We start from the raw sequence: 21,220 nt of genomic DNA, 5'->3' as shown, positions 1-21,220 counted from the left end.
AACCGAGACTAACCTGGAATCTGCACCGGCAGTGCGGAATAACCGTGCACAAAATTGGATTGAACTCGCTCCGGTTCGCCGACCACCTTTACCTCCAGAGATCGCTTCAGCATCTCCTGCCACAGGACTTTCAGCTGCAGCTCTGCAAGATGCCTACCCATGCAACGATGAATCCCAAAGCCAAAAGAGAGATGTTGCCGTACATGTTCTCGATCGATGATGAAGCTGTTGGGGCTAGCAATAGCGTCGTCGTCTCGGTTGCCAGAGATGTACCACATCACAACTTTATCGCCTCGCCTGATTTGCTTGTGCCCTATCGTGAAATCGTCCACAGCGGTCCGGCGCATATGCGCGATAGGCGTTTGGTATCGTATAATCTCGGATACCGCCCCCGGCACTAGCGAAGCATCATCGCGGAGTTTTCGCAGTTGGGACGGATTTTGACTCATGAACAAGACGCCACCCGTAATTGAGTTGCGCGTAGTATCGTTACCTCCAACAATCAGCAGAATGAGGTTGCCCAGGAACTCACATGGCTCCATGTTTCGGGTCGCCGGTGAATGCGCCATCATAGAGATTAGGTCAGCGCGCGGCTCGGATTTTGCCCGTTCGCTCCAAAGCCGTGTGAAATAGTCCAAGCACTCGGACAGCACCGCCTTTCGCTTTTCCCAGCTGTCGATCTGGTGGCCCATTTGTGGACTCAAGGCGGCTACGTCCGACCAGTAGGTCAGCAGCCGTCGATCTTGAAATGGAAAGTCGAACAGCGTGGCCAGCATTTGGGTCGTCAACTCGATGGAGACTCTATCGACCCAGTTGAAGGTATCATTGCGCGGCAAACCGTCCAAGATCTTCTGAACCCGCGAGCGGATCAAGCCTTCAAGCTTCGCCAGGTTCTCCGATGCCGCGATCGGACTGACAGTCTTACGCTGCTGAGCATGGACAGGAGGACTCATCTTAATAAAACTGGGACTCCAATACTTCTGCGGCGGGTCCACAATTGTGACGCTTCGCTCTGACGAGAATATTGTGTGATTTGAATCCACGGCTACGATGTCGCGGTATTTCGTTATCGACCAATATGGACCGTACGGGCTGTCTTCGCAATAATGGACGGGATCTTCCCTTCGCAGCCGCTCGAAACAAGACCAAACGGTATCATCTTCAAAGCGCTTGGGCTCGCTTACATCAAGGCGGCTCAGCGGGATGTCAGCCTCCTCGCAAGCGTTCTCTGCCGATAAGTCTGTCATGATTGTCTCGCGGACATTGGCGTGCAATTTTGAAAGCTCGGCTCATGCGCTATTTGCACTCGCATGGAAGCTCGGTCGAAACACAACGAGCTGGGCCCTACAGTAACAATGTGTGACGCATGTCCATGGCTCGGCTTCGCGAGAGCTCGCACAATCGTCAGAACTCTGAAATTATCTTACGGCCGAAGTTACTTGGGAACTTGGTTCGGCCCCCGTCGATAAAGAATAGTGGAAAGGCGAGCGAAGCTCCCCTATCAAGATTGGGGAGGCGCGCGAACTCGCTTTTGTGGTAGTCAACATCAGGCGCAAGCACTCGCCGCGATGGCACCCAGCGGCACGCCCGGTTGCCACTCGACTACTTATATTGCGCGAGCAGATGGGACCCTAATCACGGTAGGGACTAAGAAGAGAGCGCGGTTTGCCAAGGACACTCGTTTCCTTCACTCGCGATGCGGGCTTTCGTAGAATGAATGAACAGGAGACCAAACCGGCGATCGTGCGCGAGCCGGACGAAGAGTAAACTAACCTGACGTCACAACTGGCACTAAAGTAGCGTCCATGCGCTGGAATAAAAGAGAATTGGCACAGCTGGAAAAGCTCTGGGCCGCGGGACAGAGTGCCGCGCAGATCGCGCGTCATCTCGAGTGCAGTCGCAACGCAGTTTGCGGCAGGCTAGCTCGGTTGGGCCTCACTCGAGGTCACAAGCCACCAACAGCAAAACCCAAGATTAGACCCGCCCCGAAGCGAGGGCCGACGGCGATGGCGGCTGGTCGCGATTGCGTCGGAAAGAAGCTGTCGCAAAAGGCGCTAGATAGCCAGCCTCAGGAAATGAGCAAGCGGCAGCTTTACGCGATGCTAGCTGAGGCAGTCAGGAATACCGCGTAGAACTATCAGGCGCGCCGCGATCTCCCGGGCTATGCGCCGTACTTTGGTCCATCCGGACGATTTGCTTGTTGGTTTGCGCGCTTTGTGGCTATGGGACGAACAGTGGCGTCGAGTAGAATGTTCGCGGCGGAGGCTCGATCGTAGGTCAAGTCATCCAATCTCAAGAGGCTGGATGCACTGAATTAGAAGAAGAATGCGTTCTGGTTCTTGAGCCTCGTTTTCGGCTATGCGTCTTCGGGGCCCGACGTCCTGGTTGCGCCGTGTTTGGAAGTTTCTGCACACTCCGTGCCCGACGAGGACGCGAGCTCGGGTGAAGCCGCTTGACCGTGAGCCTGTCCCGATGGAACCTCCGACAGGTACCGCCCCGGCGTCGGTGACAAGCTCAGCCTTGGAGCAACTTCACGGACCGCCGAGCTCTCGACATATTGTCTGACGTCGGTCAAAAATAGACTCCTGCAGTGCCCAGACACGCGAAGACGACCACCACCCACCATAGGTGCCTTGACGATCTGTGCAAAACCGGTGGCAAGTCTGAAACGGCTGTTCAATTGCATCGATCACTTCTCGCTCGCCTACCCGGCTCATTACTTTTTCCATACCAACTGCGAGAACACACTCACGCCAACAGCCGTGGCGCCGCGCGACACCGACGATCCTCGCATTGGTGAAGTTCGACTATGTACCGGGATGTCCCCGAGGCGGCGCAGGATCCCTGGGTGGATGGGGAATACGCCAGGCAGAAGTCAACTACCAAACCTTGTAAGTTGATGAAGATTGCGAGGCGACGTATCAATTTTGATCGATGAACCTCGCACGAGTCAGGTCGTGGAGCAGTTCGAGCTCTAGCAGCGTCAACAGCCCCGGTGGATGTCTCGTTGGCGAACGTCGGAGATTAGCGAAGCGGAGTTGAATCTGGGCCCCGCCGTGGCCGTGTTGATTCGAGTATCTCGCCTGCAGCAGTTGTTCTCTGTCTTCGAGAGGAACGGCTTGCTATCCCACACCGCGTTTCGTCAGCAGATCGGCCGTCACGCAAGCTTCCAATTGTCTAGCGACATTCCGGACTACTGTCGGCAAAAAGGAATGCAAAAGACTTCGCTTGCGACCACAAACTTCGTAAACATAGGATAACAATCGTTGCAGACCTCGGTCCTGGAAAAGTATTGCGATGCTCGCCTTCCTTGGTACACCATCTATCCAACTGTAGCCCAGTTCTCCACGGTGGTCGGCGCCGAAGCCTCTGAGAAATGGCTGCAGCGCCTGCCGGTTAATGAGTCCGTGTCGCTCTATTTCCACGTTCCGTTCTGTCGATCGATTTGCTGGTATTGCGGCTTCGCTCGAAGCATCACTCGCCGGGATTCACCCATCCTAGAATATTTGGCGGTTCTTCGTAAGGAGATCGAGTTGGTCGCCGCGCAGGTGCCGCAACGGCTGCCTGTGAGCGACGTGCACTTCGGCGGTGGAACGCCGACCCTCATCGAGCCCGCGCAGTTCGGGGCACTGATGGAACTTCTGCGCCGCCGCTTTGCGGTTTCGAAAACGGCCGCCATCGCTGTTGAGATCGACCCGCGCACGTTCACGCTCGCCACATCCGAAGCGTTAGCGGCTGCCGGCGTGAACCGCGCGAGCCTGGGCGTCCAGAGCTTCGATCCAATTGTTCAAAAGGCCATTAACCGCGTTCAGAGTGAGGCACAAACAGAGCGCGCTGTCGAAATGCTGCGGCAGCATGGAGTAATGCGCATCAACTTCGACCTCATCTACGGTCTGCCAAATCAGACGGTGCAGTCCTGCGTTCAGACCGCGACTACGGCGGTGGCCATGCGACCAGACCGGCTTGCGGTATTCGGCTACGCGCACGTTCCTTCCTTTAAGAAGAATCAGCGCCTGATCGACGAGGCAGCGCTGCCAGACAGCCCTGCCCGTGCAGAACAGGCCGCGGCAATGGCCAATACACTGATTGCTGCGGGCTACCGCCAAATCGGACTTGACCATTTCGCCTTGCCGGACGATGAGCTCGCGCTGGCGCAGAAAGCCGGTCGCCTGCGGCGGAACTCACTGGGTTACTCGGCCAACACCTGCCATAAAGTCATCGGTTTCGGCCCGTCGGCCATCGGCCGAGTTGGCGATGGTTACGTCCAGAATGAAGTTGCAGCGGGTTCTTACAGCGGCCAAATCAAAGCCGGCCGTCTGGCGACGTCAAAGGGCTACTGTCTCAGCCTCGAAGACCGCGTCCGGGCCGCAATCATCGAGCGGCTGATGTGCGATTTCGAGGTCGACGTGCCGGCAATTTGCATTGCTCATGGATTTGACCCGGTCCCGTTCCTCGGTTCACCCGAACGCTTGGCAATGCTCGCCGAGGATGGGATCGTGGAGGTGGAAAAGGGATTCATCCGCGTGAGGCAGGAGCATCGTTTTCTAACTCGCGCCGTGGCCGCCGCATTCGATGCTTATCTTGGCGCGCCGCTCTGACAAGACCAGCCAAGGAGCGCTGATCGTATGAATGCATTACCTTCCGTTACGCGCCCAGAAGCCCGGGTAACGATTTTCGCTCACCTGGTGCACTCACGTACAGCGCCAAATTCGTAAAGGACGCCGTCCGCAGCTGCGCGACGAGAGCCGACCCGGCCCTAGCCGCGAAGTCGGCTAGGCGAGTTGCTGCCGGCAATTGGACGCCCCCGACTGCAACGCAGTCCGCTCAAGCGGCGTGACCGACAAAGTTCATCACATCACCACCATTGCCCGTGTGGCCGCGGACCTCGACCAGGACGACGACTGGCTGCGGGACGTCGCCAACAAAATGGCGATCGAGGACGGCTTCATTTGGGTCTACCGCGTCGGAGAAGATGAGATGTAGGCGTTCAGCGACTTCGGTATCTAAAACCTGATCGAGCTCGTCCGGATGTACGAGGATATTTCGACCTCCTCAAGCGCTGGCAGCCCGGGATACCGCAATCAGCCTGCGGTCTACGCTGGATACGAACTCCCAGCAAAGAGGAGCGCTTCGTGGTGATGCACGACGGATCCTATTGATGTGCATGGTCGCCGCTCGACCAGGATCGCTACGGATCGCTGCGTGCAATCCAGAGCAGCAGCTGGTCGACGCGATGAGCTAGACCAAAGAGCACAAAAGGACCGGCGCCGGCGCGACACGGCGCCAACGATAATCGAGCACTACAGTTAGAACCGGATCCCGCGGGATCGAAACAAGTTTCCCGTAAGAGCCTCGCGCAACCGGAATCGAAGCGACCTTCCCGAATAGCACCCCTCGACGCTGCCATACCGGAGTTCGTCCCGAACGCCGGGACGGTCTCGCGCCGAGCGGCACGACAGATTCGCACAGCGAGGCCGACGTCCCGCGCCCGGTCAACCTACCAAACCTAGCAATTGATGGAGATGACGGACACATGCCAGTCAGTGCCGGTGAAACTCGCTCGGGCCACATCAAGGACGAAGTCGCGATGCGATATAGATCCGGTAACTCCAATCGAGCTGATGGATGTTCTGTCTGGTCCCGCAGCTATCAAAACGCCTCCAATCGCGCTCTCCATCTTCCCATGAGAGCCAATCAAGACCTCGTGCCGGCCTCAGCGAGCTTACGCGCGTCAAAAGATGTTAGCCCCTTCTGCCCGCCTGTGCTTCATCCCATGGACCGAGCTGCGGGCGTTTCTAGGGTCCGGCGTGTTCTTATGCGAGCTCAGCTAGCGCGGCTCTCTGTTGAAGAACATCCTCGTGGCAGCGGATTTGTCGCGAGAATCCCTGGGCTTCGGCGCTGGCCGCCAATCTCTTGCCAGCGAACGTCACATCGAGCAGGCCACTCCCCGTCTCGACACGGTGCAGCAGATGCTTGCACTCGATTAGCGATCGAGCGGCTGGGTTGCGCCGCGCTGGGTACCACCACGTTGGCCAAGCTGCGCCAGCAGTGGTGATAGCGCGGAAGGCTGAGCGGGTGTCGTTGGCATAGAGATGCCGGCTGGCCTCAAGCGTCACCTAATCCGCCTTGAGCACTAGGATCCCGAACCGGTCTAGGGCCGTCAGGTGGACGTGCACCTTATTCAAATCGACGGACGTGGAAATCACGATGCATTGTTGCGGTATAGCGCCAGTATCCATGCGGACATACTCGGCTGGCGAAGTTGCTTTCATCTCTCGACCAAGTGCGAAGTCAAGAGGGCGTATCCTCCTTTCCCTGATAGCTAGTCTCGCCTGCAGTTCGGCGGAAGCAGAATCTCGTGATATCTCTAGCCCTAGAAGTCACAGCCCCGATGAGCTCGCCGAAGCAAGAAGCCAAACAATCTCGAATCCGGCTGTAACCTTCCGAAGCGGCCGGCCCAAAGGAGCAGCGCGCCTTTCTGGGAACTCGCTGCCAAAAGCAGCTCCGTCTACCACAACGCGCGACAGTGCGGAGGTCACGGCCAAGAGAAGAAGTCAAAAGCAGATTGACCCATTCGCAAAATTCGAGAAGCTCCGCGAAAAAGGTGCGGCGTTCACTGGGCCTGGTCCTGCGGACACCATAGATCAGGATACAGCTTCTGTCAGATCCGAGCTTTCGGATCTCGGGATTGGATTCGCTGGCTGGACCCTAAACACGTTTGTCAACAATCAACTCGGTAATGCCGCCAGAAGCACCATCGCCAATCAACAATATGTCGGCCAGAATCCGACATTTAGTACGGTCAACTCTATGATCGTCACCTATGACCTCGCTCGGTTTGGGATTCCCGACGGTCAGATCGTCGTGGGAGCAGAGCATCAATATTGGACATGGAAGAGCGCCGGGCCAGACCGACTGGGAATCAGTGCGGTTTCCTACTATCAAACGTTGTTTGAAAGGAAGATCGAACTCAAAGTGGGTTACCTCAGGAACCAACATGAGTTTGCGGGTGCCGGAGAAAAAGTGTTTGGCCCCTCGTCGAAGATGCTGTTCCAAGCAGGCATGAGCAACAATTGGGCGCCAACGCCGGCTCTTAATCTGAAGTACAATTTTGACGATCGCTTATATAACAAGCTCTCAATCCAGCGCTCGCTCAGTCCAGCCGGTCAATATACGCATGTAAGCGAAAACCCCACCGGCTTGAACTGGAGCACGCGCGACGCGAGCATTCTTTTACTTGATGAAGTTTGCTATAAGAACAAGCCTGCTCCCGGGGTACCCGAGACTTGGCTGCGGGCTGGCGCGGGCTTTAACAACAGCAGCTACACGGACCTACAGCATCCGACGCAACCGACAGCCAAGGCGAACAGCGTCTACTATGTAGCTGCGGATAGGCAATTCTGGCAGTCTGCCGTCCATGGCTCGGCATCTCGCGGAATCTATGGCGGGTTCTCTGCGATGTACGCTCCGCCTGACCTAAATAGGGCTAGCCAGTACTACGAGCTTCGCCTGTATGCGAAGGGCCTGTTTGACAGCCGGCCCACTGATCAGATGAGTCTTGTTGTCAACAACACCATCTGGAGCCATTTCGCGGTGGACGCTGCATTGGGGAAAGAGCAGCTGGCGCACCGGGACAGCACAGCAATTTCGGGACTGTATACGGCGCATCTGGCGCCCGGGATATATACAACCGTAGGACTGACGTACATCAATCACCCGACAAGCATTACCTACACGCCGCAAACAGGACACGCCCTGAATATATTGGTATCTACGTCGATATTCTTTTAGGCTCTCAGGACTGCGCGGACCGTCATGTAGTCGATATCCCCACTCGCCCTTTTCAACGGTGTGGGCCACCCATCACGGCGATTTTGGTATCCGCTGTGCTCCTGACGCGAAGCCGGGTACCCCCTAATTGAGCCGTGATATCCAACGTAGCATGCTGTTGGGAATGGTAGGTTAGAGCCTGCTGCTTCGGTCTACGGGCGATAGGCCGACATCGTACTTGCGCAAGAGCTATACCCTCCGGCCGCGGAATGATCTCCGATGCTCATTTGTTCAATTGAGTGCTGAGCTTGCGGCAGCGACATTGCTTTTGAATGATTGCTGGTGCAGTTCGTCAGACTCGCGTCCGAGCTCCCCATGACAAGCCGAAATCGTGCCCTCGGAGCTTAGTTCACGCCGAACAGGTGTGGTAAGCGGAACCGCGACACAGCTGCCAAAGCTACCCAACCACGGCAATCGCTATATCTGTCCGACGGTCGTGGCGCTGGCCGAAACGCGATGCGCGAGGTCGGCCGAGATGTGCCCCCCCTTCGGCGGCAAATCGACCGAACGCGGCCGGATGACTTGCGCCACTCGAATGCTGACTCATTTTCGTCGGTCGAGACGAGCTTTAGCATCTTACTCCAGCAAGGAGGTCGCCTCCCGAGTCTGCGGCGCGTTAGCCCTCCCACCCAATTGCGCGTGGCGTTCTGCTGGGTTCACTTCTCTTCTCAAACATCTATTCGCGCGAACATGCGATAAGAGCAGTGCATGATCGGTGGATTTGCCGAGCCTTGCTAGCCAACCTTCGTGGACGGGTGCTTCGTCGTCTTGAGGCGCGTTACACTGCATCGACCGTCGACGCTGACGGGCGCGTCACCATCGATTGTGGCACGATGAACGACGCGATGCTGGTCACCGTAATCGTTGACCGCATAATGCTGCGTTGCGCGGTTATCCCAGATCGCGACATCGCCTTCTTTCCAGCTCCAGCGTACGGTGTTTTCGGGTGCCGTGATATGAGACTGGAATAGATCAAACAGCTTCTGACCGTCGCGTTTTGGGATATCAATAAACCTTTGCACCAGATCGCCGAGCACCAGCGCGCGCTCGCTGGTCTCGGGATGTACACGGACCACCGGGTGCTCCGTCTCATAGATCGTTTTGGTAAAGACCTCATCAAAATGCTTCTGGTCGATTTCGCGAACACGGCAGGTCCCGGCGTAGTCGAAGGCGTTGCTGTGAACGGTCCAGAGTTCGTCGGCAAGCCGTTGGAGCGGCCGCGGCAGATCCAGATAGGCGGCCACAGCGTTCGACCAAATCGTATCGCCACCGGACGATGGGACCACAATGGCTCGCAGCACCGCAAGTCTAGGATACGCCGCGAGAAAGGTTCCATCGGCGTGCCATACATCAGCCCGGCTACCTCCGCGCGCGGAATCAAGCTCGATGATCGAGGTCGTTCTATTGATCGTACCGAGCGTCGGATGCGGCACCAGCCTTCCCAAACAAGCAGCAAAGCGCTCCTGCTCCGCGTCATCAAGATGCCCCTGATCACGGAAGAAGATCACCTTGTGTTCGAGCAGCAAGCTGTTGATCCCAGCGATAGTTTGGCTCGGTAAATCACCCGAGAGCGTGATATTTCTGATTTCAAGACCGATGCGCGCTGCGCGCTTGACGACGTCGGTCAGTGGAATGACACTCTCGGTCGAAGCCGTTTGTTTCATTGCGAATTTTTCCAAGCTTTGCGGATTCTTCAAGCGGGCAAGGGCGCGTGTGACTCGGTTTCGTAGGCGAGCCTCGCGCTACGGGTACTCTCGAGCAAGCACCATGCCAGTCGGAAAACGGAGCTGTGAACGTCCGTCAGGTACAGGATCGGATTTGAGTCGAACAGATTTCCAGGAACTCGATGCCACCTCCCACCCTCTTGCCAACGCCACCCGGGTCGGCGGCGGAAGGCATAGGGCACATAATCGATAAGGAATGTACCGCTCGGCACCCGAAGAGAACGGCCATACGGTCCTCGTGCAACGCCGGGCAGCCAGCTGTGCGTGCTGTTCTCGTCCAGTATGCGCCCTCCGCTTAACAGTGCGGACGTCGGCCAGTCTCGAGCCGCCTCTGCGAAAGGGCCATCACCGGCTCTCAAGGTGTCCGGGACCTGCCCTGGCCGTGATCACTGCCGAAACACCATCGGCTGGAAATGGAAGAGGAATAGATGACCTTGGAAGAGCTCCAAACGATGAACTACGGCTTCATCCAGGCGAAAGCCATTGATCCGCGGTACTGGGATCGCGATGTTCTCGATGCACAGACGTCCGAGCAAGGCGAGGCAGATGTTCTGCACGGTCCGGCTGGTTTGCTCAACAAGCCAAAGATATGTCGACTACCAGTCTTGATAGGTGTTCAATGTTGTCAAAGTAGTTGCCCTCGATCAGTACTTGCACAGATGGTCCAGCATCCACTGCATGGAAGAATCCGCCGCTCTGTTGCGCATTCGTATTGCGGAAGTAATTGCTAAGGAGATGAATAATAGCCTGCGCACCGTCAATGTGCGGCGCCCGCCCTGACATCTCATGGAAATAGTTATTTGCGATGGTGATCGTCTGCGGGACACTAAGAAACAGGAGATTCCAATGGTGCTCCCCGTTACAATAGGAGGAATAGGTATCGCTGCCATCGAAGTCGTTCCAGGAAATCGTAATATTCGTCGTAGGGCCAAAACCGCCGGCAATCATCTGCCGCCCGATATTGTGAAATCGGTTGTGATCGATCCTAACCAGGTCGGCTCGTGCAATTGCAATAGCATCGCCGGCAAATATCACGCCTTGATTGATATCACTGATGGTCAGATTGCGAATAACGACGTTGCTCACCCCATTTAGGCGTAGCCCTTCCCTTTGATTGTAGCGATCGGGCGAACGCCGATCACCGTCTTGTTTGAGCCAATCTCTAGCGGGCGCTTGCCGGCCCTGTCGAAGCCGACCAATGTCTTCTCCTTGCCATCGCAATGCGCATCGTTGCCGTCTATAAGGAGAAGGGACTCACTCTTGTAAGGTGCCGAACAAGCACGGCCGTATTGGCAACCCTGCCCCCCGCCTTGCCCTTCCGTACCGGTAAAGTCTATTGTTCCGGCTACCTGGATCTCGCGCGGACTATTGTCATTGCAGTGCCCGTAGCTGTACGAACGACACAACTCATACTTCAGAGCTTTGGTTGATCTGACCTGAACTACCTCGCCTCCAAGGCCGCCCGTCGCTGCAGAGCCAAAGCCCTTGAGGGCTTCCGATCGCACATTGTTCGATCCGAGCACGGAAGAGACGCAGACGACGACAGCAAGTCCGCCGAGCACGCGCAACGACCGCTTGATGTGCTCATCGTGTCCTTCATAGGCATATGCTCTCTCTTACCCGGAAAATCCGCACGAGGACTTGAACTCTCGAACTGAAATGCTGAACTGGAATAGGCCATCAGCATGCGGCGTTAACGCCATCAGATCGTCCTCAATGAGGCAGGATCGGAAGATCGGAACCATGCGACGCAACAGCCGAAGTGTGCAGCCGCAGGCTCCGCGCCAGCTGTGATGGATCTGGGTAGCCATAGAGCCAATCACGGCCGATGAAAGCAGCGGTCGATGCTTCGAGGCCCCGTCAGCGGAATACTGTAGCGCGCAACACGTCCGGCCTGGGAGGATGGGCGGTCGCTCCTGACGTTTTGCTGGACCGGCGGGAGGCGCTTGAGCTCTTCGGCATTCTCGACCTGCACCAGAACGCGTGATGCATCATAATTCCCATCCGCGGGAAACAGATAGGCGGCGCGGCTGGGATCCTCGTCTTCCTGGATTGCACGTCGGATGTCGGGCCCCTTCTTCTGCGATATATAGATGGGCCAGATTGGCCCCGTATGTCGCGTGCCAGACCCATCACACGGACGGACGCCTCCTATCGATTTCATGACCGGCAATCATCACGCCGCCGGAATGGCTACGATTTCCTTGTTTTTGATTGTCTGTCCAGTGCCAGGGGCGGATCTAGCACAGCCAGTCACCGCCAACCTGCGACTCGCGGCGCTTCGAGCTGATGCAGCAGGGCTCAGCCGCAATTCTGGTCGTCCCCACTCACAGCCCTAAGGTGAAGCTGCTCATGTGCTGCAGTCATCGCCGCGAAGAGCCGAATTCGTCTGCAAGCGGGCGCATAGAAGGCAACGGCTGACCAGAGTGCAAACTCACCCTCCGATGTGCACCTGCACCTTTGACGCGTCATAGGTTTACCGCCCCCAGGGCCTAGCGCGCGCGGAGGACTGAAACCACCCACCAAAACTGATCCTTTTTATGATCCAGCATGAGGTGTACCCAGTCCGAATGATGAGTCGCCCGGCTTTCCGTCGGGCTGCCGGGGAGCTTCGTCGATGTACACGCCGCCCTCCTTCCAAGTTGTCGATATCACCGACGTTCATCGGACAATGCGCCAGGCACGCTCGGCGACACTGATTACCGCTACTCACGAAGGGCTTGTTGGAACGATGCTGCCCGTAGTACTCGACGAGCGCGAAGGCTCCAAGGGCACGATTTACGCCCACGTGGCGCGTGCGAACCCGCAGTGGAAGCTGACACCGACTGGCGAGGCGATGGCCATTTTCGCTGGAGCGGAGGCCTATGTCAGCCCCTCCTGGTACGTGACCAAGCACGAGAGAGGCGAGGCCGTACCGACGTGGAACTATGTCGCTGTGCATGCCTACGGGCCGGTCGAATTCTTCGATGATGCCGATCGGCTGCGAAAGGTGGTCACGCGGCTGACCGATGTGCATGAGCGCTCGGGCAAAGACCGCTGGGCGGTGTCTGACGCCCCTGCCGATTTCATCAAAACGGAGCTTAAGCGGATTGTCGGTCTGCGATTGCAAATTACACGGCTCGATGGCACGCGGAAGATGAGCCAGAACCGCAATGCGGCGGATCGCGCCGGCGTCATCGAAGGGTTATCGAAGAGCGACCGTGACGAAGACCGTCGTGTGGCTCACCTCATTGCGAAAGGATGACGAACTCGAACGACGTATTGTGAACGACGCGGTATCACCTGCATTTTCTCCATATCCTCGACTGCTCTCCTTCTGCGCAGCGATGCGCCGACGCCGGTCGGTTCCTGCTCGGGTCAGGCGCTTTTACAGAGCACAGAAAACCATACACGACGCCATCGCTTGCGCGTCGCCTATTGCGAGCGGCAGCAGCGGCGCGAGGCCCTGAGGCCAACTCCGGAGAAGAGCGGTACACCGGTTGCAATCCGGGGCCTGCTTCGGGGCGCATGACAGGAATGCTCTGCATTGAGATCGGATTCAAGGGGGCTGCGCCGGCTCCACTGTCATCAAAGCAACCCTTCCTAAACCACTTTAGCACTTGGGATTGGCTCTAGCTGATCAGCCACACCGAGACTCTGCGCAGCCACAGGCGACGATTGCATGCATTATAAAGTAAATCATGTCGCTCTCCCGACTCAAACAAGGATGCTTTGGAGGGCGATTGCCGTCATTCTCTCGAACACTGCGTGTGTGCAGCTTTCGTCTGATTCCGCTTGACGCCCTGCAAGTCTCAAGAGACTTGCAGGAAGCCCTCAAAGCGTCCTGAATCTGACGTTACGGTCAGACTGTAGATCTTCTGATTATTCGCGAAAATCTGCGAGACCGCGGGATCGAGGTTGCTGTCACTCGCTCCAACACTCCTCGATGGGCAGTAAGAAACGCGAATGTCTCAAATCCTCGAGGTCTCGCCGCTCGCTTGTGTCACGATGATCGGGGCTCCCGGAGCGCCCTGCTCGATATCGAACTCGAGCCTAAGACAGTGAAGCGACCTGTTCCGACCAATCCACGCCCTCCGGCGCAACCGGCATGCTGAACTGAAAGACCGCCCCGCGAGGATCATTGGCGCCCGCCCACATCCGGCCCCCGTGCGCCTCAATAATAGAATGGCAAATGGCCAGCCCCATGCCCATCCCTTCGGACTTGGTGGTGTAAAACGCCTCGAACACGCGGTCAGCGCTGTTCGGATCAAGTCCTGGACCCGTATCCCGAAAAGTGACCACTACGTTATTCGAGTCATCTGTCCGCGCACTGATCAGTAACTCGCGGTCACCTTCGTTGATCTCGCTCATGGCCTCGATGGCGTTCGTGATCACATTGAGAATCACCTGCCGGACTTGGACGCGATCTGCGCGGACGAGCGGCAACGCCTCAGTCCGTCGCGTTTGCACCCATACATCATTTTTCGCAAGTTCCGCGCGAACTAGGGCCAGCACCTCTAAGATCAATTCGTCAATTGCGAGAAGCTCCGTTTGCATAGGAGCCTTATTCATAAGAGCGCGGATCCGACGGATCACGTTCCCTGCACGCATACTGTCACGGACGATCAAACCGAAGGTCTGCCGAACTTCTTCCAGATTTGGCGGCTGAGCACCGAGCCAATTTAGCCCCGCCCCCGCATTACTGCTGATCGCGGCAATCGGCTGGTTGACCTCATGGGCGATTGAGGCGGCCAGCTGTCCCATTGTCGTGATCCGATTGGCGTGTGCCAGCCCCATCAGAGTCTCGCGATACCGTCGTTCGCTTTCACGGGCTTCCGCTTCCGCTCTCTTTCGCTCTGTCAGGTCGAGGACGAAGCCAACACCTTGGTCGTCTCGCGCATCGAAGACGGCGAGGCCAATTAGCACCGGCACGCGGCTGCCATCCTTGCGGACATACTCTTTCTCGAACTGCTGAACGGCTCCGGTCCGTTTTGCTTCTGTTCCAGCATCCAGTGTGCGCTCGTGCCATTCTGGCGGTGTCAGGTCGAGACCGTTCACTCGCCCCGCGACGAGATCCTCTCGGTCGTATCCAACCATCGTGAGGAAGGTTTGATTTGCCTCGATGATCTCGCCTCCTTCGCGAATGATAAATATTCCGATGATGTTAGCGTCGAGTAAGCGCCGAATTTTTGACTCCCGTTGCTGAACTTCGCTGTACAACCGGCTGTTTTCCAGCGCAGTTGCAGCTTGCGAGGCAAGCATTTTCAGCACCGAGTTGCGGGCAGCCGAGAATATGCGCGCGGCGAGATTATTCTCCAGATAAAGTACGCCGATCAGCTTGCCCTGCGTGATCAGTGGCAGGCAAAGAATAGAACGCGCTTTGCGCTCGCGGATATACGGATCTTCCGCAAATGAAGGCTCGGCGGCAGCATCTTCGAGAATGACGTTTTCGCGGACACGTAGGACGAAATGCAGCACGGACTCGGGAAGTGCCATCGGAGTTACGGGCTGTTCATTCACCTTTACAAGCAGCGCATCCGCTACCGCTGCGGCTTCCGCCTCGATCCGCGGCTCGCCTCCATGCAGCAGAATTAACAAACCTCGTTCGGCGCCGGCCTGCTCAATGGCAGTCCGCATAAGCGTGTCGATTAGTTTTTGAAGAACCATCTCGCCGGAAATCGCCTGCGACACTTTTGTAACCGTCGCGAGATCAAGATGCTCAGCCGGAGCTCCGATCCTCATTCCATTCGCGGCAGGAGTGGTCTCCTCATGGTTGAGATGGGGATTCAGCTCGTCGAGCTGACGCACTTTGCCATCTGCTCCCCAACGAAGGTAGCCGCGCCGCGCGTCCTGCAGGTAAACCCGGGAGATTCTGTCAAAACCGCGCGCAGCATAAAAGCGCGCTGCAAGTTCGCAAGCGATTGCCTCGTGGTGGGCGAAACCGTCACGTGCTGCGGTCTGGATTGAGTGTTCATACAGTCGCATTGCGTCTGTATCGCGGTATTCCCGCCTTGCAATTTCAGCGCCGACCAAGGCAGCCCGATTCTCAAAATTTTCGGGGCAATTCGCCGCCCATATCTGCAGCTGTCTGTAATGGGCATCAATGATATCCCGATGTTGCTGTTGTTCGCTTTCGCCTGGCTTGTCGCAATAACATGAGTGAGACAGCGCACCATAGAAGTGAAACTCCGCGATCAACGGCTCTGTCGGCATGGTCCATAATTTGGGCTTCGCCTTGGAGCGAGCATCAACAGCCGCAGCATAATCGCCGGCTATAAATCGCGCCTGAAGTTTACGGATCCAGTAGACGGTTTCGCTAGGTGACAGCTCCGGACTGCGTGCCAACGATCGCTCGACGTCTAGCTCGTCAAATTGTTGGTCATCGAAGCAACCGAATGAGCGCGTGAGGCCGCGCATGCTTCTAATGATTGCGAGCTGAGCGGCTACGGTATCAGCAGCAAACTGAACCTTTCTATTCCGTATCGTAGCGAGGCTTTTCTCTATCTCGTTCTGTACCTCTTTCAGGGGATCTCCGGCCATGATCATATTTGAGGTTAGATGAAGCAAGCTGTACGCCTCATAGATGACATCGCCGCTGCTGACCGCAGCTGCGAGCGCTCGCCGAATCAAAACCCGGCCACCTCTTAGGGGCTTCGTCCACGGGATGACGTTGCACCCGAAGGCCAAATAGACGGGAGCCCGAAAACGGGAGAACTCACCGCGATCAACCAGGTCGCAAGCAAGACGACCAAATTTGTCAGCTGCTTGGTAGTCACCGAAGCGCCCGGCCAAGATTCGGCCTAGCCATGCGTAATGGGCGCAAGAAGCATCAGTGTTGCCGTATTCGAGGCTGATGGTGACAGCTCTGCAGATGACCAAAGCGGATAAATTGGCGTCCGTGAAACCTGCGGGCGGAAGAATCCGGGTCAAGACGGCAAGCGTGGCAAGCGTGGTCTGATCTGTCATTGCAGGCAAACTAGCAAGATCCTCGATTGCGTCGGGCAGTTGTGACCACATCCGCTGATATTCGGCTAATGTTTCCTGGTCCGTCGGATGCTGCGACCACTCGATCCCGACGTCGTGAAGATATTCGAGCCCTGTGAGCACTGCCCGCCCGTGCTGACCGAGCGTCAAGTAAAGATCGACCCGCAAACATGCGACCGTTGCTCGCTGGGGCGCGTTCAAGGCGCGCTTCGACAGTACGGACAGGAGGCTCTCTGCAATTTCCAGCTGGCCTACCAAGAATTCGCATTCGGCCCGGCTTGTCTCCAGTGCGAACGCGAGTTCGTGGCGCCTTTGCCAAGAGTGCTCCGCGAGCAGCGCAGCACCGACGGTGAAATATGTGAGTGCCGAGGCGTAGGCCGCCGACGCCCTGGCACGCTGCCCTGCCACTAAATTCAGCTCTGCGAGCTGCTCACGCTCCTGACCGGAGGCAATTAGCGCGACACCTCGATTAAGTTGGCTGACGATGTCGAAGATAGCCTCTTCGCGTTTGTGCGCAGGGACGTGTGCCGCCAGCATCCTACCGATCCGCAGATGGGCAGAAGCGCGCGAGGATTCTGGCACCAGCAAGTAGGCCGCCTCTTGAACGCGATCGTGGAGAAAGCGGTAGGCTGTTCCGTGGCGCGCGATCAGTTCCTGCCGGATCGCCGGCCACAGGGTCGCGTGCACCTGCTCCTGCGAAATTTCGAGCACGATCGCAAGCTCCGCCGTCCCGGCGATGTTGCCGAAACAGGCCAGCTGTTGCAGCGCGTCCTGCGTTTCCTCGGGCAGGCGGATGAGCTTACCGAGCATCAGATCCACGACGTTCTCGGTGTACGCTTTTGCGTGAATACGCTCGAGATCCCATCGCCAGCGCGCCGACTCGTGATCGAACGTCAACAGCTGCTCTTCGGCCAGTTCAGAAAGGAATTGAATGGCGAAGAACGCATTACCCATCGTCTTCTGATGCACCAACTTTGCAAGCGGGGCAGCGCGTTTTGGTCCGCAGCGAAGGGTATCCGCGACTAACTGCGCGACATCGTCTGCAGTGAGCGGCGAGAGCGTGATCTCCTCGAAATTTACGTCGGCTCCCCTGATGGAGTCGAGCTTGCGTTTGAGTGGATGGCCTGCATCAAGTTCGTTGCCGCGGTAAGCTCCAATGAGCAGCAGGTGCAGATCCGACTGGGTCAGGAGATCCTCGATCAAGTCGAGCGTTGCGGCATCATGCCACTGCAAATCGTCGAGGAAGAGCACCAAAGGATGGGTTCGCCGGGCGAACACGCCAATAAAGCGACGAAGCACCAGCTGGAAACGAATTTGCGCTTGCCGGGCTGGAAGCTCAGCAACCGCGGGCTGCTCGCCAATGATCAGGCTCAGATCGGGAATCAATTCGGCCATCAGTCGTCCATTCGCGCCGAGCGCCTCCCGGAGCGCTTGCCGCCAGGTGGCGAGTTCGCCCTCACTTTTGCTGAGAAGAGGACGGACAAGACTCTGAAACGTCTGCACTAGCGTCACATAGGGAACGTCGCGCTTCAGTTGGTCGAATTTGCCTGACACCAACTGCCCGCGCGAGGGCACCAGCGCTTTGTGTAGCTCCTGGACGAGCGAAGACTTACCGACGCCGGAGTAACCGGCCACGAGCACCAACCTCGGCGTGCCGCTCTTCACCGCGCGATCGAAAGAGGCAAGCAAAGCCTCGATCTGAAGGGCTCTGCCATAGAGCCTCTCGGGGATGAGCAACCGATCAGGTGTGTCGTCTGTGCCGAGCTCAAACGGGTCGATGCGACCGTGGGTGGCCCATGCTGCGAGACAGTGTTGCAGATCGTGCTCAAGGCCAGCGGCAGTCTGGTAGCGTTCCTCGGCGGTTTTCGCGAGGAGTTTCATCACAATCTGAGATATCGGCAGGGGGAGGTTTTGTGATTTCTCGACGGGCGGTATTGCTTTTCTTGCAACATGACAATGGATCCACTCCAAGGGATCTGAGCCCGTGAACGGCAGCGTGCCGATCAGCATCTGGTAGAATGTCACGCCAAGTGAATAGAGATCACTGCGACAATCGACCGAGCGATTCATTCGTCCGGTTTGTTCGGGCGCCATGTAGGGCAACGAGCCGGCGATGAACTCGGCAGGCTCAGGCGGCACGCGCTCGCGGGAAAGACGGGAAGCCAGACCAAAACCAGTGAGTCGTACCTGTTCGTCAGGACAATTGACCAGAATGTGAGCGGGTTTCAGGTCCTTGTGGACTAAGCTGTGCCGGTGAAGCTTGCCCACGGCCCTGGCGATACCAACAGCGAGGTGCAGGAAGCGCTTGGGTTCCATACGGACCCCGAGTAAATTTAGCAGTGGCTCGCCGCATGGATCCTCCAGGACCAGCATAGTCCGACCAGCTTCCCGGATCAGTTCCAACGGCCGCACCGCCCATGCCTCGTCTAGCTCCTCCCTCAGCTCATACTCATGGGCGAGGCGGTCGAGCGTCGTTGGGTCTTCCGTGATGGGCCGCACGACAAGCACGACAGCCCTGCTGCCGTGGATTTGCCTCGCACGGCAGAACGCGCGATCACCGTCCTCCCACAGGGGCTGGATGTCACTGTCGACATTTGAGCCGAACAGAGTTCGGCTGAGGGGGTCCCGCGGCATTTGCCCGCCCGGTCAATAAGGACTGAGCCGAAACCTGACACATATGGGGCGAGCTTGTGAAGGGACTTCGCAAGACGGCGCGAGTACCGATTAAGGCCGCCAAAGAGTGGACCGCGGCACGCCGAGACGCGACCCAATGCGTGGCCCGATCGTGTCGATCCAGCCCAGTCCTGCGCGCTGGCCGAACGAACGCACGTGAGCGCCCCTGCAGCAGCTCGAGTTCGAGCATCTTTACGACAAACATGACGGAAAGGACTTGAATCGCACCTAGCGTCAGGTTGTACGAAGTCGGTGCGAGGTGCTTTCCTCAACCTCGCAAAGAGCAACTCACAGGCGCTCTGAGAAAAAGAAAAGTTCATGTGCTGATGCCGCTGCTACTCGTTCTGATGTCTATTTTCCTTAGTATGGGTGCGATAGTCTACGCCGCTTGCCGATCTCAACGCCGGCGGGATCGGCGCATGCACAGGCACGATAGCGCCAATTCGCTCAGCTCGCGCCCCCGCGTTGAACTACCAAGGCGCCGGGCATTCTGATCCTTCAGCCGCATAATGGGTCGTCCGCTGCAGCCTCATTCGCGAGGGCCAGGCGACACGCGCCGCCATGCTAAAGCGAGCGCCTCAAGCTCTGGAGTCGGTGCTTCTCGATCGCTGCTGATCGTTTGATCGATGCCGCGGGGCCGATCCGACGCGACGGCGGACAGCCGCGAAAGGCAGTTCTCGACCAGTCGGGCCGTTTTTGCTAGACTTTCCTGTACCATCACGCTGGCGCGAATGGCTGACCCGTCACATACCTGGAAAATCTCAAACTTTGCACTGCGCGAAAGTCCTTGAAAGGCAACGTGGTCAATCAAAGGTCGTAGTAGGGCGACGACTCTACTGTAAATCGTACAAGTGAGACTCTGATCGTGACCAAGCGCTCTGAACCGCGGAAGGAAGCCGCAAATGTCGTAGGGCCGGAGGTGAGGCCGCGCGTCTTCCTCGTCGACGATGACCTCTCAATGCGCGAATCGCTGGTCAACCTATTTCGTTCGATCGGTCTGGATGTCGTTGCTTACGGATCGGCCCGGGAAATGCTCCAGAGCGAGCTCCCTGATGTTCCTAGCTGCCTTGTGCTTGACATCAGGCTGCCGGGATTGAGCGGCCTTGAGCTCCAGAGTGAGTTAGCCAAACTGAAGATTCACATTCCTATTATTTTCATCACCGCTCATGGCGATATTCCGATGACTGTCAAAGCCATGAAGAGTGGAGCAATCGATTTTCTCAGCAAGCCGTTTCGCGATCAGGAACTACTCGATGGCGTAGTCGCAGCTATCGAACAGGATCGGAAGAGACGAGGTGTAGACAAGGTGGTCAGGAGGCTGCAGTCCTTGTTTGAGGCCCTAAGTCCACGAGAGCAGGATGTATTGAAACTAGTCGCCGCCGGCTTATTGAACAAACAGGTAGCTGCGGAACTCGGGCTCGCCGAGATTACAGTCAAAATCTATCGCGGTCACGTGATGAAGAAGATGGGAGCTCGATCGCTGGCCGATTTGATCAGGATGACTGAGAGGCTGGGAATTGGGACCGACCGTTTCAGGGTACAAACCTAGGTATGGTTTTACAATTTCGTCGTGCAAGCGCATCCTTCTGCTGGCCGTCATGCTTCCGCCAGCGCCTTCGCCCAACTAAGAACGGGTCGTCTTGTCTAGGTATTCAACTATTTCCGTTGTCGACGACGATCCTTCGATTCGTGCCGCACTGAACAACCTTTTGAAATCGCAGGGTCACAACGTTCGTACGTTTGCATCGGCTGACGAATTCTTGCGGTCATCTCAATTGAACGATACGTCCTGTGTCATTGCAGACGTGCAGATGCCCATGATGAGCGGCTTTGAACTTTTGGAACAGATGCGGGCCCAGGGCCACGCCGCGCCATTCATCCTGATGACTGCCTTCGCAGATGATCGCACGCGAGCCCGCGCGTTGAGCGCCGGCGTAACCGGCTTTTTTGCCAAACCCTTTGCCAGTCTGGAGTTGATCGCCTGCGTCGATGAAGCGCTTAGCGAGCAGCTTGGTGGAACGAACGCGTGA

Annotated in this window: 13 protein-coding genes; 8 read left to right on the top strand and 5 right to left on the bottom strand. The window is 57.2% G+C overall.

The window, feature by feature from the left end:
- Positions 1-8: 8 nt before the first annotated feature.
- Positions 9-1,247, bottom strand: a complete 1,239-nt coding sequence (locus IVB12_RS23365; RefSeq protein WP_247302458.1) for a cytochrome P450 — start codon at positions 1,245-1,247, stop codon at positions 9-11.
- A gap of 558 nt (positions 1,248-1,805) precedes the next feature.
- Here IVB12_RS23365 and IVB12_RS23360 point away from each other — a divergent pair.
- The 5 genes from IVB12_RS23360 to IVB12_RS23340 all read left to right on the top strand — a co-directional run bounded on the left by IVB12_RS23360 (position 1,806) and on the right by IVB12_RS23340 (position 7,791).
- Positions 1,806-2,132, top strand: a complete 327-nt coding sequence (locus IVB12_RS23360; protein ID WP_247302457.1) for a GcrA family cell cycle regulator — start codon at positions 1,806-1,808, stop codon at positions 2,130-2,132.
- Positions 2,133-3,266: 1,134 nt separating this feature from the next.
- Positions 3,267-4,598 carry an oxygen-independent coproporphyrinogen III oxidase gene (gene hemN / locus IVB12_RS23355; protein ID WP_247302455.1) on the top strand — a complete coding sequence of 444 codons (1,332 nt, stop codon included), beginning with the start codon at positions 3,267-3,269 and terminating at the stop codon, positions 4,596-4,598.
- Positions 4,599-4,794: 196 nt separating this feature from the next.
- Positions 4,795-4,983, top strand: coding sequence for a hypothetical protein (locus IVB12_RS23350; RefSeq protein ID WP_247302454.1), 189 nt, complete (start codon positions 4,795-4,797; stop codon positions 4,981-4,983).
- Positions 4,984-5,843: 860 nt separating this feature from the next.
- Positions 5,844-5,987: a hypothetical protein gene (locus IVB12_RS23345; protein ID WP_247302452.1), complete on the top strand. Its 144-nt coding sequence runs from the start codon at positions 5,844-5,846 to the stop codon at positions 5,985-5,987.
- Between the two features lie 250 nt (positions 5,988-6,237).
- A complete protein-coding gene (locus IVB12_RS23340) occupies positions 6,238-7,791 on the top strand; it encodes a carbohydrate porin (protein WP_247302450.1) in 1,554 nt (517 codons plus the stop codon).
- 773 nt (positions 7,792-8,564) lie between these two features.
- Here IVB12_RS23340 and IVB12_RS23335 read toward each other — a convergent pair.
- From IVB12_RS23335 to IVB12_RS23325, 3 genes are all read right to left on the bottom strand, one after another.
- Positions 8,565-9,494 (bottom strand): TauD/TfdA family dioxygenase, encoded by a 930-nt coding sequence (locus IVB12_RS23335; protein ID WP_247302448.1) that lies wholly within the window; start codon positions 9,492-9,494, stop codon positions 8,565-8,567.
- A 633-nt stretch (positions 9,495-10,127) separates the two neighbouring features.
- Positions 10,128-10,640 (bottom strand): hypothetical protein, encoded by a 513-nt coding sequence (locus IVB12_RS23330; protein ID WP_247302446.1) that lies wholly within the window; start codon positions 10,638-10,640, stop codon positions 10,128-10,130.
- A 5-nt stretch (positions 10,641-10,645) separates the two neighbouring features.
- Complete coding sequence (locus tag IVB12_RS23325; protein WP_247302444.1) at positions 10,646-11,122, bottom strand: hypothetical protein; 477 nt, start codon at positions 11,120-11,122, stop codon at positions 10,646-10,648.
- Positions 11,123-12,171: 1,049 nt separating this feature from the next.
- Between IVB12_RS23325 and IVB12_RS23320 the strand changes: the two genes are divergently transcribed.
- On the top strand, positions 12,172-12,798 hold the full coding sequence (locus IVB12_RS23320) for an FMN-binding negative transcriptional regulator (RefSeq protein WP_247302443.1): 627 nt from the start codon (positions 12,172-12,174) through the stop codon (positions 12,796-12,798).
- A 788-nt stretch (positions 12,799-13,586) separates the two neighbouring features.
- On the opposite strand, the gene IVB12_RS23315 is transcribed toward IVB12_RS23320, so the two are convergent.
- Positions 13,587-19,151 carry an ATP-binding sensor histidine kinase gene (locus IVB12_RS23315; protein ID WP_247302441.1) on the bottom strand — a complete coding sequence of 1,855 codons (5,565 nt, stop codon included), beginning with the start codon at positions 19,149-19,151 and terminating at the stop codon, positions 13,587-13,589.
- A 904-nt stretch (positions 19,152-20,055) separates the two neighbouring features.
- Between IVB12_RS23315 and IVB12_RS23310 the strand changes: the two genes are divergently transcribed.
- Complete coding sequence (locus tag IVB12_RS23310) at positions 20,056-20,739, top strand: response regulator transcription factor (RefSeq protein WP_247302439.1); 684 nt, start codon at positions 20,056-20,058, stop codon at positions 20,737-20,739.
- Positions 20,740-20,830: 91 nt separating this feature from the next.
- The gene (locus tag IVB12_RS23305; RefSeq protein WP_247302438.1) at positions 20,831-21,220 is read left to right on the top strand and encodes a response regulator; all 390 of its coding nucleotides are present in this window, start codon (positions 20,831-20,833) and stop codon (positions 21,218-21,220) included.

Origin of the sequence: Bradyrhizobium sp. 179 (assembly GCF_023073535.1) — a bacterium.
Lineage (GTDB): Bacteria > Pseudomonadota > Alphaproteobacteria > Rhizobiales > Xanthobacteraceae > Bradyrhizobium.
Note: the sequence above shows the minus strand (reverse complement) of the source record. Positions and strands in the feature narration are given on the sequence as shown.